Origin of the sequence: Citrobacter sp. wls714, from assembly GCF_005281025.1 — a bacterium.
Taxonomy (GTDB): Bacteria; Pseudomonadota; Gammaproteobacteria; order Enterobacterales; family Enterobacteriaceae; genus Citrobacter; species Citrobacter werkmanii.
On sequence record NZ_SZWZ01000075.1, the window covers coordinates 1 to 15,354 of the forward strand.

The following is a 15,354-nucleotide window of genomic DNA, read 5'->3' on the forward strand; positions in this document are numbered from 1 at the left end:
TGTTGTATCTAATCGTGGGGGCAGGTCATCTCGCCTGGCTGACCGGACGTTTTCGTAAGCCGCCGCCGCAGTTTGACGCGGCGAAAACTGAGCGGGCCTGGGAGTAATGGTAATGTCGTTTTAAGTAGTACCAACGGGGGCGCATCATCAGAATGCGCCCCCGTTCTGAACGTTGACAGCTGTTAACGAGGCTCTAAACACAGGGTTTACATAGTCTTAACCTTAACTAAAGGTAGGTTTTCATTAATGTTGTAACGAGTTTTATATAAAGTTCTTTTGCTTCCTGGTGACGCCCAGCCTGCAAGAGGTCATAGCCCGGTTTGATATAGTCATCCCACATTGATTGGTAGATCGCTTGAGGATTGGCTCTTGCGTCAATTTTTTCAAGGAGCCTGGGGGCAATTTGATAATACTCACCAACCAATTTTTCGCCCTCAGACTGCGTAAGCAGTACGTGGTCACGAAAATGGCGGAAGGATTGCAAAACTTCGCAATCGTCCTCATAACCCATTACGCGACAGGTTGCGGTGGTAAGAAAACAGCTGCTGTCACTGGAGGAGCTGGAATAAGAAGTATGTTCCGTACGCTGGTAAGTCGTGTTGTAGGTATTTTCTCTGCGGGCTTTCGCTTTTGCGGTCTCTTCCAGGCGCATTAGCATTTTTGTTGCACTTTTATCACCAGCACTGACGCTTTTTTGATAATAGGCTCTCGCCAAATCGAGATTTACCGGCTTACCGTCGCCATAGTGGTTCATCCTGCCTAATAAAGTCCAGGCTCTGGCCTGATGGCATTTTTCAAGGATCGCATATGCTTCGGTAAATGATTTTTGTAAGTGCAGCAAACTGCCGTAAATATAGCGATCATCGTCATCCAGAAATACCTCATTATTATCTTGAGTCCCGCGTGTAGTGTGCCAGAGATAATGATAAATACTGAGCGCATTTTTTCTCGCAGGGGTCATTTCCTGTGACGGCGCATATTTGTTGTACTCCATCCTGGCGATCATTTTAAGCGCATCCAGATGCCCTAAGGCTGCAGCAATACGTAAATGAAGATGAGCGTTATCATGGCGATTATCTTTTATAAATTGGCATCCGAAGCGATAATTAGCGCCGGGATGTAGGGCATTAGCCAGATAACGCAGGGTAGTTTCAGCTTCGGCGGGGGATTTTTTATCTATGCAGCGTAATAAAAGGTCGCCGGCAAGGGGCTCGCCCAGCATATAAGCGCGACGAAGGTTTTTTTCGCCTTCGCTGGCGCGGGTTGTGAGTTTCCAGCAGCCAAGCGTATAAAATTCTTCACCTGTCCGGCATGTAATATTTGCGGCATAGCGCTGACCTGCTTCAGCATCGCTTACCTTCAGCGCGGAGCGAAAATGCAGACAGGCACGATAAATAAATTCGTTTTTGCAGCCACTCAGCACACTCAGCTCTGCCAGATGTGCGCTATTCAATGGCATGTTGTTGAGTTCATTAATAAAGAGCTCAAGGATGTTCACATAAGGATAACCAGCGAGACGCATATCGCTGGCAAGACGCGTGGCCTTGCTTATTTGCTTCGCGTAACACAAAGAAATAAAACGCTGCTGTGCATATTTCCACTTTCGATCTCGCAGAGTGGAATGAGCATCTTTTCCGGGCAGGGCTGGGGCTTGTTGTTGTTCTACAAGCGTTTCAACTTCTCTGCACTGGCTTAACAGTTGATCCAGATTCTGGCGATAGCGTTGAGCCGCTTCTTCAAGCGCATCACATTGTGTTTTCATTTGTAGCATCATCGTTTCGATAACATCACTGACCTGCGGGTCGGTGTCGTTTTGCACCAGATCAGCATTCGCGTTAACGATAATTTGTTTACTGCGTTTTATCTCGCCTTCCAGCCAAAGCAGTGGTTCGTCGAAAATAGCTTCAAGCTCGCGATAAATGCCGCTGTTAACCGTAGGACGTAGAGAGGTTCGTTCAGGCGGTAGCGTTTCCTGAATGGCTAATTTTGGAAACATGCTTTTTAGTTCAGCGGATTGCCCATCACCAATCGATACCAGATGAATTTGCGCCGTACTTCCGGTTTGTTCAAGTATATTCAGCGTACGTTTTATCAGATATTGCGATCTGGCCGGTAAGACAATAGTGTCAGCAACGTCCAAAAATCCATTGAAATAGAGCGAGTCTGGCGAAGCCCGGTACGGAATGTCGACCAGCGTAACTGCGGGTCCTGCGCCGGGTACTGCGAGTGCAAATGCGGAAATAAAATGATGTAATTCCCCTTTATGCTGTCGTGTTTTTTCGAAGGCATCAAGGATGGCTGATTCGTTCATTGGGCAACGCTTTTGATAAAGCGTGATACCGCCGTGACAGGCATGCGCGTATGTGCGGCTCATCAATGTCGGAATTGTATCATTCGCCCGGTGGAAACGTCGGGATTGAGTAAAAGCAGGCAGCAATGTGTCGCGTTCATGTCCTCTGAAGCCGATGTAACAGATTACATGATGATTAATTAGCTGGGGAAAGCGCAGCAAGACCTGGAGACGATCAAGGGCTTGTTGTTGCGCTAACTGAAGTGCGGCTTTTTCCGGGTAGTTACTGGGTAATAAATGCTGTTCGATAAGTGTATCGCAGGCGGTTTTTAACAGCTTCCATGGGGTGGACCAGGTATCATGTTGCGGATCATCCTGTAGCAAGCTGACAAGCTCATCAAGAAAATGTGGCATCGCTTTATTCATATTTTAATAATTTTTCAATCTGAAGGTTAAAGGCTTTATTCTGACGAGCGAGATCGGCGATCTGCGAGTGGTTCAGGCTGTAGGCTTCGACCAACGATCGGATATATTGTGGCGATTCACTTTTCACAATACCGCGCTTGATTGGTGCGTTGATCTGGTTTAGTGCATCGCGTTTATGTCGATTCATCCGCTGCCATTCGGCCTGCAGACTCAGTAATTCTTGCCTCATATCCTGACGTGCCTGTTGGTCATTACTGGCTTGGATAATAAAATCATGCAGCAGGGTTGCGCCTAAATACTCAGTGTTAAGCGTTGATGAAAAGGCCGTCACGCCGCAATACGCAATTCCGGCATTATCCAGTTGGTCTTTAAATGTACTGATGATGCTGTGTAGATCGTCTGTGGTTTTCCCATCTGCTTTGTTTAATACTACCAGGCAAGGATGGCTTAAATGCAGGGAATGAAGAAAAGTAATGTCACTCTGACCTAATGAACCATTATCGGCTGTCGCCAGCCAAATAACATAGTCACAATTGCTCAGGTGCTCCCTGGCAATTTTTTCATCAAACAACCGATCTCCCCGGTTTTCTTCATCATCATTGTTATATCCTGGGGTATCAAGCAGCGCGATATTCGGCCACGGGAAATCTGGCTGCCCAATGACTATTTTTTTGAGAATATCGGAGAAACCCAGCCCGTAGCTATCAAAAAAAACATGGGCAATGCTTTCCAACTCTTCCGCTTCGAGGGGAACTCGCGTTTCATTCGCTGTATAAGCCGTGATGGATGGGCATTCCTGTCTAACCAAATAGGTTGCTACCGCCGTCGTTGGGCGCTGGCCTGTTGGAAGGTGGCGTCGACCGGTCAGCGTGTTGATAAATTGCGATTTGCCTGCGCTAAAACGTCCTCCCACGCCGACCAGACACTTGTTTTTAAGCTGCGGAAGTTGCGCTTGTTCGACGAATTTCACGCTTAAGGTACGAAATGCATTGACCAGGTTACGTTCACGTTCATCAGTCAGCGCATCTCGGCTGATAATTTCTGGCAGATACTCTTGTAGGCTGCGTCGTAAATGCGCGAAATGCTTCTGATTTTGCGTGTTGTTAGCATACAGGCGTAGTAGTAGCGCCAATGCGCTATCTTTCTCCAGTATGCTATCGCCTGCAATGTCTGGAGGTATTTCATCTGTGAATAAATCATCAAAATCCACCTCACACCTCCAGATGTGATAATTCGGCACGTAATTCTCGTAGTCGTGTTATCGTTTCGTCATAGTGAGCAATATTACTTTGCTTATCATTGTATTGGGCTGAGAGCTTATCGAGATTACTTTGGATAGACTTGCTGATATCGCCAACAAACATGTCATTTTGCTGATGAAGAGTTCTGATAAAACTAGCCTGTTGTTCATCAAGCGTATGTCTGATTTTCTTGCTTATGCTGTCTAATGCCTTTTCCAGGGCCACTTTTAGCTCGGCAATATCTTCATTCTTAACGCTGGCACCGAATTTATTCACAATACTGTCGATCTCGGCTTGTGGCTCGTAATGGGGAGGAGTGATACGCAGCTTATCAAGGCTTATTTGTAATGGCCCAAGAATAGTTTCTTTACTGAAGGTGACATCTGCCTCGTGGAAGGCTTCAAGTACATGTTTTTTCAACTGCGCCTTTAAGGTATCCAGCGGCGTAAAATGTTCATAGGCGGTAATGATTTCCGCTCCGACGTTGTTAGTATATCGCCGTAACGTATTGATAATATCTGAAATTTCTGCCTGATACTCAGTTACAGACACAATTCGGGTATGGGTTTTCTTCCAGAAGAACATACCGCTGGTTGTGGAGCGATCTTCATCATGGCTCCTACTACTGACATTCAGTTCACGATAATTATCAATAAGTCCAATAATACGTAATTTAAGACGTTCAAACTCCCGGTGCATCTGCAACTCGGCTGTACTGAAATGGACATGAATATCAGCGTCAATTTTCTTAACACTCTGATTTAGCGCATTCATCCCTGACTGTAGGGTTTCCAGATCAACTGACGAAAGCGTCTCTTTATCGCTCAGGGCAGAGGTTTCGAGATTTTTAAGACAGTTGCGAAGTTCGCTTTTTTTACCACGGATCAAATCAATCTGATGTGAGTATTTGATCTGATCTTTTTTCTCCCGACACTGCTCCAGTTCCTGGCGAACTCTTTTTAATCCCGCGACGGAGCGAAAATCCTTCGCTTCATGTGGGGCGTTAGTAAAGCTTGCCAGGTTATCTCGGGTGAGTTGCTCTTCCTCGCTTAAAGGTAACTGTTGTTCCATTTTCCATGCGATACCTTCCAGCAAAGCCGAAACCAGGACCGGTTCCTGAGAGTCAAACCGACCTTTCATGGTGCTGACGACGTTTTGTCGTGTCGCCATAAAGGCATCCTTAAAAAAGGTTTTCTGGCCGCGATGATCCTGAATCGCCAAATCCATTTTACTGGCGATAATGGTGTGATGAAGAATGCCATCATTGACTAACTTATGTTTAATAAGATCCATATCCTGCTTGGATAGAAATTCTCCCGCATAAGAGAGAATCATGACGCAATCACATTGGCAGAGGAAATTAATCGTTTCCCGACTACGGGATACCACAGGATCGTTCAAGCCTGGGGTATCGATAATTTCGATATCGCGGAGTACGTCATGATTAAGGTTTAACTCAACATGGCGAACGAGTGGGGTTAAACGCCCATGAGATCCGATGTATTCACTGAGTTTTGCCTGGATTTCGCTCAGGTTGTCAAAAGGGATAATCTGCTCTCCCTTTTCCAGTTCGCTGTAAACATCCAGCCCTTCTTTTTCAGCGGTTTTTTTGAGTTCGCGACAAGCGGCTAATTCGGGGGGAAGCTCGTGGATAATACTTTTGCGAACTCTTTCTTCGTTGAAGTGAATGGAGCTGTTTCGCAGATTATTGGCGTGATGAGCACGCGCTTCTGCCAACTTTTTGGCAATCATACTCTCAGCAGTTTCGGCGTCGCTTTCAATATCTTGCCAGTCCTCTGGGGAGTAGAAAACCAGCTTTGCGCATTGTTCCTGGGCATAGCGTAGACGGGTAAGTGAAGCCGTCATCGGTGTCGCTGCTTTCGGTAAAATATTCTGTCCATTGAACAGAAGAGCATTAAGAAATGTAGATTTCCCTGCTTTTACCGAACCCACAATACCGATACGCAATAGTTTACTGGCTTCGTCTTCAGCAGCGAGGCTGCGGCGCATGTTCGCGAGTATTTGGTTTAGCTGAAAAAGCCCCTCTTCACGCAGAAAGCCTTTGTGAAGTGACAACTGGGTGTAGACGTTTTCCAGCGTTTGCATAAACGCGTGAATATTTTCGCGTGGGGTGAGTTGGTTCATGATTCATCTTCCCTGAAGATATTATGAATGTACAGTTGGTGAGTTTTGCAGTTGTTCTATTTCCCGCATGATATTTCGTACGCCATCAATTTGAGCGGACCAGCTATCTTGCCGGGCAAGCCACTCAGCTTCGTGCTGGCGCTTTTCTTCACGGCAACACTCAAGCGCCCTGCGGCTCTCTTCTATCCGGGTACGCCACTCTTCCTCAAGACTGGCGATCAGTTCCAGCTCAATTTCTGGCAATATATCGGCGAGCGCTTCACGTGCCCGGTGCCGGATTTCAGGGAAGACTTTCTCCAATAAGTTTTGCTTAACAAGTTCTCGCTTACGTTCTTCCGGATCGGAAAAAAACTTAATAATATCCGGTAAGAAAATGATCAATAACTCGACAATAGGGTTGATAACGGAAGTGGTTACTGCAAGGGCTGTGGAGATAAGTTTATACCAGCGACTTCCCTTACTGACGGTTGCCAGGGTTTCCAGAACCAGTACTGCCGTCTGCGAACCATTTTGCAGAATACTGCCAATATCAATGTTGTCACCACCGGTCTCATTTTGCATATTCATGATGATGTCTGAGAGATTGACTCGCAGAGCTTGGTTCAGGGAAGTGCGATAGACATCGCTTATAATCGCTGCCGTACGGGTCTGGAAAATATCCTCTCCTTGGGCAAGGCAGTCATATAATACGTCAAGATTTCTCACCAATGCGTTATGTACATCTCCGCTGACTTTATCCATCGTTTCCTGACGAAGAGTCCCGGAAAGACGGCGTTTCTGGCGAGCCAGAGAGTCGTTCAACTCCTGATAAGCTCGCTCGTACTGATAAATTTGTGCGTCCAGGGCGCTGGGATCCAGCGTGCTGCTTTTGCGCAGCATAACGATATGATCTTTTAGACGAGATGCTGACGACAGAATCTGTCCAGCGAAATGGGTTATTTTAAGATCCTGAACATTTAACTGGAGTAAAGCGTTCTGCAGACGTTCGGCTGTATCTTGATCGTTACGACTTGCTCGCATGACGATCTGCGGCGGACATCCCATGTCGCTAAGTCTGCCTGCTATTTCTTCTTCTACGTTTTCCAACGATTCTGGCGTTGACTTATCGCACTTGGTCAAGATAAGGATTACAGGAACAGGCTGGAGAGCAATTTCATGGAGAACAGCCGCAAGGCTGGCGTGCAGCGTTCCGCTTTCTGCAGAAACGACCACAACGAATGCGGCGCCACGCTCTGCATAGCGATAAAAGGCATCAACGTGACGTTTTATTCCGGAATCGACTCCCGGCATATCTACCGGAATAAGCCCTTGCAAATCACGAAGACGATAGGAAGGAAAGGTTAAGCAGGCAAACTGATCCTCCTGAGTTGCGTCATTATTTACCTCCTGCGCATTTTGCGGTGCATAGTGTACTTCTCTGACAGTGCCATCAGCCAAAGTAATAATCAAAGACTGCTGTTCGCCATACCGCAGTTCAGTTGCTAATGCAGTGGTCGGTGCCTGGTCAACGGGTAATATATTCTGCCCCAGCCAGAGATTGAGGAGAGATGATTTTCCCGCGCTAAAGATTCCAATTAGCGGCACATAGGCGGAAAAATTCTTGAGTTGATGTAATTGTGAGCATAAATCATTGGGAATTTGAGGTGCGGTAGATTCAAATTCTTTACTTATGCCGATAAGGCGCGTTAACGGTCCTGTCAATGCATCAGACATGTTCAACCTTTCCATTTATCAATAAGCTATAAGCATATTAAAACGAGAATCACCCACTGTCTTCTAATTATAATTATTTCTTTATAATGTCTGTGGCGGCGGGATACTGCAGAAAAATGGATACGAAATTTATAGAAAATTCTGCTAACCAGGTAGCAAAAATATATTTTATCTGGAAAATTTTATGTGTTGCCTTGAAAGCCAGAAATTATCAGTGTAAACGCGGACTGGTGGTATGGATGATATTTTAATGATTGATACTGTTTTACAGACAGGGAAGGCGAGTGGCGTACGTCTTTGCCGCCCCCTATGAAGCCTGACGAACGTACATTTTTTCATCACAGAAATAGCTTTCGCATACTTTACCTGACATAAGCGAAATAACATAAATAACCCACTTAATATTATTGAGGTTAATGTTAAAATTACTTTGCTATATATTTACTAGCTGAATTATGTCATGCCATTTATGCTAAGGTCGTCATCTGACGGACTTGCAGTAGATTGTGATCTGACCGAATGTTCTGCTGTATTTATTAATGTCGGGATACGCGTGGGCTATAGTAAAGATGGCCGCTATTTCTCATCATTAATCACTGTGAGTGGGGGACGTGAATGAAGAAGATACTGATGTTGGTTGGCGATTATGTCGAAGATTATGAAACGATGGTTCCTTTCCAGGCGTTGCAAATGCTGGGCCATCGTGTTGATGCAGTCTGTCCGGATAAGAGCCAGGGTGACTACGTTCAAACCGCGATTCATGATTTTGATGGGGCGCAAACCTATAGCGAAAAACCGGGACACCGTTTTACGTTGAATGCGAATTTTGCCGAAGCGCGGGCCGTCGATTATGACGCGTTGGTGATCCCCGGCGGGCGTGCTCCGGAATATCTCCGGCTGAACCCGGATGTCATTCAACTGGTACAGGATTTTAACTCGGCGGGTAAACCTATCGCCGCCGTCTGTCATGGTCCTCAATTATTGGCGGCAGCAGGAATATTAGAAAATCGTACCTGTAGCGCCTATCCGGCCTGCGCGCCTGAAGTGCGTTTGAGCGGCGGACATTATGCGGATATCGGCATTGATCAAGCCCACGTCGACGGTAATCTGGTGACTGCGCCAGCCTGGCCCGCGCATCCGCAGTGGCTGGCTAAATTTGTTGAAGTATTAATGCAGTCAGCGGCAAAGTGATGAGAAAGTCGGTATAACCTTCCGGTTATACCGACCGCACAGCTTACCTCTTCATGAGTGCGAACACGCCCCAACCAATGTATTCTCGGGTGAAGGTGACGTGGCGTCCGGGTGAACTTCTCAGTTGTTCCCTGACTTCCGGTGCAAACTCATCGTTTTGATTAGCTTCCAGCCAGCGGCGCATCGTCAACCATTTTGCCGCCTCGTACCTGTCCCAACCTTCCTGGTCAGCCAGAACCATTTCAACCACGTCATAGCCGAGCGGGTCAAAAGAAGAAATGAGTTCCGCCAGGGAAAGAAAATCGGCGACAGCGGTCGCGCCGCAGGACTGGGCGATTTCCTCCGTTGCGGGCATCTGGCGCCAGTACGGTTCACCGATGAGTATGATTCCACCAGGCTTAAGACTCTGCTCCAGTTGTCTGACCGTTCCGGTGACGCCGCCTGCAATCCAGGTTGCGCCCACGCAGGCGGCAATATCGCATTTTTCTTCAGCGACATAGCCCGTTGCATCGGCGTGGACAAAACTCACCTGCTGACTGACGCCCAGTTCTGCTGCACGCAGCGTTGCTTGTTCGCTAAACAGCTGGCTCATATCGATACCGATGCCGAAAATACCATGATCGCGCGCCCAGGTGCACAACATCTCTCCTGAGCCGCTACCGAGATCCAGAATGCGGGTGCCCGGTTCCATGCGCAGCACCTGGCCTAACGTGGCATATTTCTGCGCGGTGAACGGGTTATGGATGCGATGAGCGCTTTCGCTGATAGTAAAAATTTTGGGGATATCCATCTCTCTCTCCTTAGCGATTATCCAGTTGGGCGCGAACGTTGTTCAGCCCGGTAGTATTGATGCGATAGGGCTGACCATTGACAGATTTGATCAGCTTTTTGGTTCTGAGTTTTTTGAACACGGCGAGGGTGCAGTCGCAGAGCAGTAGTCCTTCGCGGCTGTAGCATTCGACGGAGGTGACACGGCCTGAGGCGTCGCGGACGTGAACGATACGGCCACCTTTGGCGAGAACGTGTAAGGTACGTTGTTCCTGACGGGATAAATTCATACTGGAAAACCTGTTTAATCATCATGTGCAAAACGTGCAAACACACTGCGGTGTCCGCATTCGATTTCGGCGCATTGATAACCAGTCCGGCCTGAAAAGGTCGGTAAGCTGATTATCTGATGATTACATTCTCCAGCATCAAAGCCTCGGGTTGAGTTGAAAGGTATTTACCTGATGAATCATACCAGCCAGAATCTCCAGAGAAAACTCCTTGTACATAAAATGTGATCTATAACGAGTTATTGCGTTTAGTGACTTTATTAACTGCAAATTTTCGTTATGTGAGACATTTATTAAAGTATTAAATTAATTTGATATTCTGTCTGTGCATAGAGTGATATCTATGGTAACTCAGCATATTGAGCGCATTCAGTACCATGTAATTGATTAGTATGGGTTAATATTCGCGAGGTTTTATTTGCCTTTTTGATAAGGTATTTTTTATTATTTTAATAATTTTCTACCGAGTTTGCGATTAATCAATTTTAAGAATTTTCTTAATGTTGCGAGTTGTGTATACTCGGTTCCGCAAGAAGCTCTTCCGTTATCACTAAAACTATAAATCTGTCCTTAACACCCGTATTACCTCTGCCCTGAATCTCTTCTCAGGGCAGAGGTTTTTTTTGCCGGTGCAGGATTTTATTAATCACCAATATATACAAATATTATAGTGGGTAATGTTTAAAATTAATGGTTAGGGAAGTATTATCCATCGATAATAAGGTAATGTCGAATAGTATCATAATGAATCTATTTACCAAGGGACTATATAGTATTTCTTATAATTCACGATTTTTCAGTATGATAGAAATTTTTGCTATTGATATAATTGTGAGTTTGCTCACGGATTTTAGTGCGCTAAGTGGCTATTTCTAGAGAAGTGCAAACGGTTGCATGTTGCAGTTACAGTATTCGTTCATTAAAAAAATATAGCGATGGTATATCTTAGGCCGGTATGGATGAGTGGAGTCTAAATGATTTCTATTATCTCTTAGGCTTACGAGTACCGTTTATGATTTCTGTTAGCTAAACACCATGGGAAATAGCAGTAAACACGGACAGGGAGTATGATTTTACCCATCAGTAAGGCGTTTTATCACAGGCATAATTTATATTCATTTATATAAATCAACGTCGTAATGTTCATAAAACCAGCGTTCCGGGATGAACGCTGGTTTTATCCAGTTCCCTGTTTTATATCACTCGCGCTGTACGCGAGCCTCCTCTCACAGTATTTCGTCAATAAAATATTAAAGGACCTCCTGGAATGGATATTGTTGAACGTTTTATCAACTACACCAAAATTAATACCACGACTTCAAGAGAAAACGGCGCCAATGGGATAATGCCTTCTTCTGCTGGTCAAATGGTACTGGCAAAACTGCTTGCAGCAGAACTTGAAGCATTAGGAATGGAAAACATTGAGGTCAGGGATACCGCTATCGTAACGGCAACACTTCCCGGGAATACTGATGACACGGTTCCTGTCGTTTCATTCTTTGGACATCTGGATACCAGCGCGGAACAGACTGCGGACACAAATGCACAACGTCTTCACTATAGCGGTGGGGATTTGTGTCTGAACAAAGAGCTGAATATTTTTCTGCGCGAAAGCGAATTCCCGGAACTGAAAAATTATATCGGTGATGATCTGCTCGTCACTGACGGAACCAGTCTGTTAGGGGCTGATGATAAAGCAGCCATCGCCGCAATTATGAACGCATTACAGTATCTGGTGGCACATCCGGAAATCAAACATGGGCCGGTGAAGGTGGGTTTTGTGCCTGATGAAGAGCAAGGATTACGTGGCGCAAAAGCGTTTGATGTTGCGAGCTTCGGTGCTGATTTTGGTTACACCCTGGATTGTTGCGGTATCGGGGAGTTTGTTTATGAGAACTGGAATGCGGGCGATGCGGAAATCATCTTTACCGGCCAGTCTGCGCACCCCATGTCAGCCAAAGGTAAGCTGAAGAACTCGCTGCTGATGGCGCATAAGTTTATTGCGATGCTGCCTGGCGGAGAAGCGCCTGAATATACGGAAGGGCGCGAAGGTTATTACTGGGTTAAGCAGTTGCAGGGTAACAGCGCCCGCACGGTGCTTAAGCTGGATATCCGCGACTTTAGTGAAGAAGGCTATAAGGCACGTATGGCATTTATCCGTCAGCTTGCCGTCAGTACCTGCGCTCTATGGGGCGAAAATAGCGTGGTCTGTCATTTAGCCGATCGCTATGCGAACGTGTTCAATAGTTTGCAGGGTGATGCTCACTATCCGATTGATATTGCATTACGCGCCTATCAGAAATGTGGGATTACCCCGGCTCCTGTCGCCATGCGCGGCGGATATGATGGTGCGGTTTTATCGCAGAAAGGATTGCCATGCCCGAATATTTTTACCGGTGCTCATAATTTTCACTCAATCTATGAATATCTGCCGGTGCGTTCACTGCGGGCCGCCAGCGATGTCGTGGTTGCGGTCATTGAGGAAACCTTTGCTGAGTTCACGCAGCGGAGAGCTCAGTCATGATTCAGGTGTTAATTGCCCTGCTGGTTATCGTGGTAGTCGCGCGTCTGATCCTGAAAGGTTATCGTGCCGAGCCCGTGCTATTTATTGCGGGTTTGGTGCTGATGATTTGCACCGCACTCACCGGGTGGGGTTCCGTACTACCGAAAGGCGTTGCTGGCACGGGGATTTCCTTTCTCGATCCGTTCGAGGTTATGCGCGATCTTTTCAGCACGCGAGCTGCCGATCTTGGCCTGATGATCATGGCGCTGATGGGATTTGCGCACTACATGGATCATATCGGTGCAAATGAGGCGGTGGTGCGTGTCGACACAAAACCCCTGCGTGCGCTGCGTTCGCCCTATATTCTGCTTTTTTTCTCATACCTGCTCGCCAGTCTCCTGCAGTTAGCTATTCCTTCCGCCACTGGACTCGCCGTACTGCTGATGGGAACAATGTTCCCCATTATGCTGGGATTAGGGCTTTCCGCTGCCTCTGCTGCCGGGGTAATTGCCACCTCGCTTGGTGTGGCGTACACCCCAACGGCAATCGATGCTATCAGGGGATCGAAAGCGGTCAATATGGATGTGGTGGAATACGTTGTCTACCACCAGGGACCGGCAGCTCTGGCTACCGTTTTGGTCGTGGGAGTCTGCCATTTTTTCTGGCAGCGCTATTGCGACCGTAAAGCGGGGACCTTACCACGGGAAATCGGTAGCACTGAAGTGACTGACTCAGGGAAAGCGCCTGCTTTTTATGCGCTGCTTCCCATGCTTCCGATACTGATGGCAGTGGGATCCTCCGAAATGTTCGTCAGTGGTATTAACCTGAATATCATTACCATTGTGCTTATTTCAATGGCTATCTGTATGTTGATTGAATGGCTACGGGTGCGAGATTTAAAGGCGGTGTGCGAAGGGTTTAGCCATTTTCTGAAAGGAATGGGTACTGCCTTTACCGGTGTAGTAGGACTGCTGGTAGCGGCGGGTGTTTTTGCTCATGGTATTAAAGTCATTGGTGCGATTGATCAATTAATCCTGATGGCCGAACATGTGGGATTACCGCCATTCGCCATGGCGGTGGTGTTTGCGCTGGTGACGCTTGCGGCGGCTATCATTATGGGATCGGGTAACGCGCCATTTCTGGCATTCGTTGAGCTTATCCCGCAAATCGCTGCCAGTATGGGGGCGAACGCTGTTGCCATGATTCTGCCGATGCAGCAGGCATCGCATATGGGACGGGCCATTTCACCGGTATCTGGCGTGGTGATCGCCGTTTCCAGCGGGGCAAAAATAACCCCATTCGATGTGGTTAAACGCACCGCCGTACCGTTGATTGTCGGCTTTGTTACCCATACGCTAATCATCGGTATTTTCTACTAACAATTGCAGGCACAGACAAACCTCTGGTTCATTGAATCTGGAGGTTTTCTGGTTTGATACGTTGGTGTATTGATTACGGGGGATAATTATTAGTTTTCATCTTTATCGAGCTATTCTTATTATTTGTGGTCAATCTTGTTAACTATAAATGGTTAATAAAAATAATGTGTTCCATGGCTCTTTTTTTACATTGAGATAAATTAATCTGGATCATATTATGCTGATTTTAGTTGTAGTAGGTTTTTAAATTGAGCAGTAACAAATTAAATACAATAATGATTTTTTCTGGGTGGGTTTTAAGTGGTAAAAAATTTAGGAAAAGTGAGTAAATCGAGGCATCATTATCAGGATGAGCTGGAAGCGTTTACCTGGAGCGCATTAGTGGCAATTGGTATCGCAATACAGGATCACAAGATCCACTCTAAAATGTCAGAGCATATTTTTATTATGCATTGGTTGGCTATCGCAAAAAAAAGAAAACTCTTCTCACGAAGTGTTGCCAATGAGCTTCAATGGTTAATTGATGAAGGCAAGAAAAAAACATTAATGCACAACTAAAATTTAAAATTGAATACTTGTACGCCACCTCAAGTGGTGATGTGACAATGCAAAATGATTATTTTAAATTCACCCACACGATTGAAATATTGAGAAATAATGGATGGCAGAACTTTCTACTCACACCAGAGAAGTGGCGTAACCTGCATGATAAGATTAAAGTGAGAAAGGGTAACTTTATTTTTATGGATGATACCCGACTCCAGGAGTGCTTTGGTGCTCAGGGCGAGATAGTCAAGCCTTTCTGTATCCGGGTGTATGGTGATGTTGAGTTCGCAAAATTAACCTTCATCAAACACCACCTGCCGGTAGAGTTTGTGAAGGATATTTCAAATGAATTTCATCACTTCCAGTTTCTTACTGATAAGTAATGATTAGCACAAGTTATGAACAGAGAATTGTTAAAGCAAAAGTTAGAGATCGCGACCGAATGGATTAGGTTGTCTGATGCCGCTGACAATTTATCTATAACTTTTCGGGGCATTCTCGAGATTGGCGAAAGTTCTTCTGCGCCAGATGACAGCACGCCGCTACTTCGGTTAGAAAATGAAATGGCGACAATTGCTGTTGATTCAATGTCATGGGTAAGGGTGCCGGCAGATCTTCAGGAAAAAGTTACCGTCTATATTCTCTGACGTTTGGCTGCTGCTTTGTTCGTTTTATGCCGGTCAGATACGGCTATCGTGCCCATTCTCAGTGGCGCATGATGTTTAATATAACTGTTTTTTTTCATCCATAAATAATATTAATGTTGGTTTTTTTATAGTGTGATTGTTCCCGGTAATAAAACGGCGATTTGCCGCCATGTATACGACGGTGTACGTAATTTATTATGCTATGTTGAGCCGGG

The 15,354-nt window shown here is 46.0% G+C and carries 13 protein-coding genes; 7 read left to right on the plus strand and 6 right to left on the minus strand.

Going from position 1 to position 15,354, the window contains the following annotated elements; translation table 11 throughout:
- Positions 1-107: hypothetical protein (locus FDX11_RS25520; RefSeq protein WP_249360746.1), on the plus strand; the 107-nt coding region annotated here is incomplete at its 5' end.
- 119 nt (positions 108-226) lie between these two features.
- Here FDX11_RS25520 and FDX11_RS15845 read toward each other — a convergent pair.
- The 4 genes from FDX11_RS15845 to FDX11_RS15865 are packed head-to-tail and all read right to left on the minus strand — an operon-like array spanning position 227 to position 7,815.
- The gene (locus FDX11_RS15845; RefSeq protein WP_137398209.1) at positions 227-2,716 is read right to left on the minus strand and encodes a CFI-box-CTERM domain-containing protein; all 2,490 of its coding nucleotides are present in this window, start codon (positions 2,714-2,716) and stop codon (positions 227-229) included.
- Positions 2,709-3,926: a dynamin family protein gene (locus FDX11_RS15850; RefSeq protein ID WP_137398210.1), complete on the minus strand. Its 1,218-nt coding sequence runs from the start codon at positions 3,924-3,926 to the stop codon at positions 2,709-2,711. Before FDX11_RS15850 ends, FDX11_RS15845 begins: the two co-directional genes overlap by 8 nt.
- Before the next feature lies 1 nt (position 3,927).
- Complete coding sequence (locus FDX11_RS15855) at positions 3,928-6,102, minus strand: dynamin family protein (protein ID WP_061383028.1); 2,175 nt, start codon at positions 6,100-6,102, stop codon at positions 3,928-3,930.
- A 21-nt stretch (positions 6,103-6,123) separates the two neighbouring features.
- Positions 6,124-7,815, minus strand: coding sequence for a dynamin family protein (locus tag FDX11_RS15865; RefSeq protein ID WP_249360744.1), 1,692 nt, complete (start codon positions 7,813-7,815; stop codon positions 6,124-6,126).
- A gap of 615 nt (positions 7,816-8,430) precedes the next feature.
- On the opposite strand from FDX11_RS15865, the gene FDX11_RS15870 reads away from it, so the two are divergent.
- Complete coding sequence (locus FDX11_RS15870; RefSeq protein WP_042310300.1) at positions 8,431-9,006, plus strand: DJ-1/PfpI family protein; 576 nt, start codon at positions 8,431-8,433, stop codon at positions 9,004-9,006.
- A 43-nt stretch (positions 9,007-9,049) separates the two neighbouring features.
- On the opposite strand, the gene FDX11_RS15875 is transcribed toward FDX11_RS15870, so the two are convergent.
- Together FDX11_RS15875 and FDX11_RS15880 are read right to left on the minus strand one after the other, a co-directional pair.
- Positions 9,050-9,796 carry a cyclopropane-fatty-acyl-phospholipid synthase family protein gene (locus FDX11_RS15875; RefSeq protein ID WP_042310298.1) on the minus strand — a complete coding sequence of 249 codons (747 nt, stop codon included), beginning with the start codon at positions 9,794-9,796 and terminating at the stop codon, positions 9,050-9,052.
- 10 nt (positions 9,797-9,806) lie between these two features.
- On the minus strand, positions 9,807-10,064 hold the full coding sequence (locus FDX11_RS15880) for a YjhX family toxin (RefSeq protein ID WP_042310296.1): 258 nt from the start codon (positions 10,062-10,064) through the stop codon (positions 9,807-9,809).
- A gap of 1,267 nt (positions 10,065-11,331) precedes the next feature.
- Between FDX11_RS15880 and pepT the strand changes: the two genes are divergently transcribed.
- The 5 genes from pepT to FDX11_RS15900 all read left to right on the plus strand — a co-directional run bounded on the left by pepT (position 11,332) and on the right by FDX11_RS15900 (position 15,139).
- A complete protein-coding gene (gene pepT, locus FDX11_RS15885) occupies positions 11,332-12,588 on the plus strand; it encodes a peptidase T (protein ID WP_042310294.1) in 1,257 nt (418 codons plus the stop codon).
- Positions 12,585-13,946 carry a C4-dicarboxylate transporter DcuC gene (dcuC, locus tag FDX11_RS15890; RefSeq protein WP_137398211.1) on the plus strand — a complete coding sequence of 454 codons (1,362 nt, stop codon included), beginning with the start codon at positions 12,585-12,587 and terminating at the stop codon, positions 13,944-13,946. Before pepT ends, dcuC begins: the two co-directional genes overlap by 4 nt.
- Before the next feature lie 300 nt (positions 13,947-14,246).
- A complete protein-coding gene (locus tag FDX11_RS25650) occupies positions 14,247-14,504 on the plus strand; it encodes a DUF2913 family protein (protein ID WP_256372633.1) in 258 nt (85 codons plus the stop codon).
- A gap of 41 nt (positions 14,505-14,545) precedes the next feature.
- The gene (locus tag FDX11_RS25655; RefSeq protein ID WP_256372634.1) at positions 14,546-14,875 is read left to right on the plus strand and encodes a DUF2913 family protein; all 330 of its coding nucleotides are present in this window, start codon (positions 14,546-14,548) and stop codon (positions 14,873-14,875) included.
- A 15-nt stretch (positions 14,876-14,890) separates the two neighbouring features.
- Positions 14,891-15,139, plus strand: coding sequence for a hypothetical protein (locus FDX11_RS15900; protein WP_061383023.1), 249 nt, complete (start codon positions 14,891-14,893; stop codon positions 15,137-15,139).
- The last annotated feature ends 215 nt before the right edge of the window (positions 15,140-15,354 follow it).

Excerpts from the sequence above, each read along its gene's own strand:
- FDX11_RS15845 (WP_137398209.1), bottom strand. The coding sequence starts at position 2,716 with ATGAATAAAGCGATGCCACATTTTCTTGATGAGCTTGTCAGCTTGCTA.
- FDX11_RS15855 (WP_061383028.1), bottom strand. The coding sequence starts at position 6,102 with ATGAACCAACTCACCCCACGCGAAAATATTCACGCGTTTATGCAAACG.
- FDX11_RS15865 (WP_249360744.1), bottom strand. The coding sequence starts at position 7,815 with ATGTCTGATGCATTGACAGGACCGTTAACGCGCCTTATCGGCATAAGT.
- FDX11_RS15870 (WP_042310300.1), top strand. The coding sequence starts at position 8,431 with ATGAAGAAGATACTGATGTTGGTTGGCGATTATGTCGAAGATTATGAA.
- FDX11_RS15875 (WP_042310298.1), bottom strand. The coding sequence starts at position 9,796 with ATGGATATCCCCAAAATTTTTACTATCAGCGAAAGCGCTCATCGCATC.
- FDX11_RS15880 (WP_042310296.1), bottom strand. The coding sequence starts at position 10,064 with ATGAATTTATCCCGTCAGGAACAACGTACCTTACACGTTCTCGCCAAA.
- pepT (WP_042310294.1), top strand. The coding sequence starts at position 11,332 with ATGGATATTGTTGAACGTTTTATCAACTACACCAAAATTAATACCACG.
- dcuC (WP_137398211.1), top strand. The coding sequence starts at position 12,585 with ATGATTCAGGTGTTAATTGCCCTGCTGGTTATCGTGGTAGTCGCGCGT.
- FDX11_RS15900 (WP_061383023.1), top strand. The coding sequence starts at position 14,891 with ATGAACAGAGAATTGTTAAAGCAAAAGTTAGAGATCGCGACCGAATGG.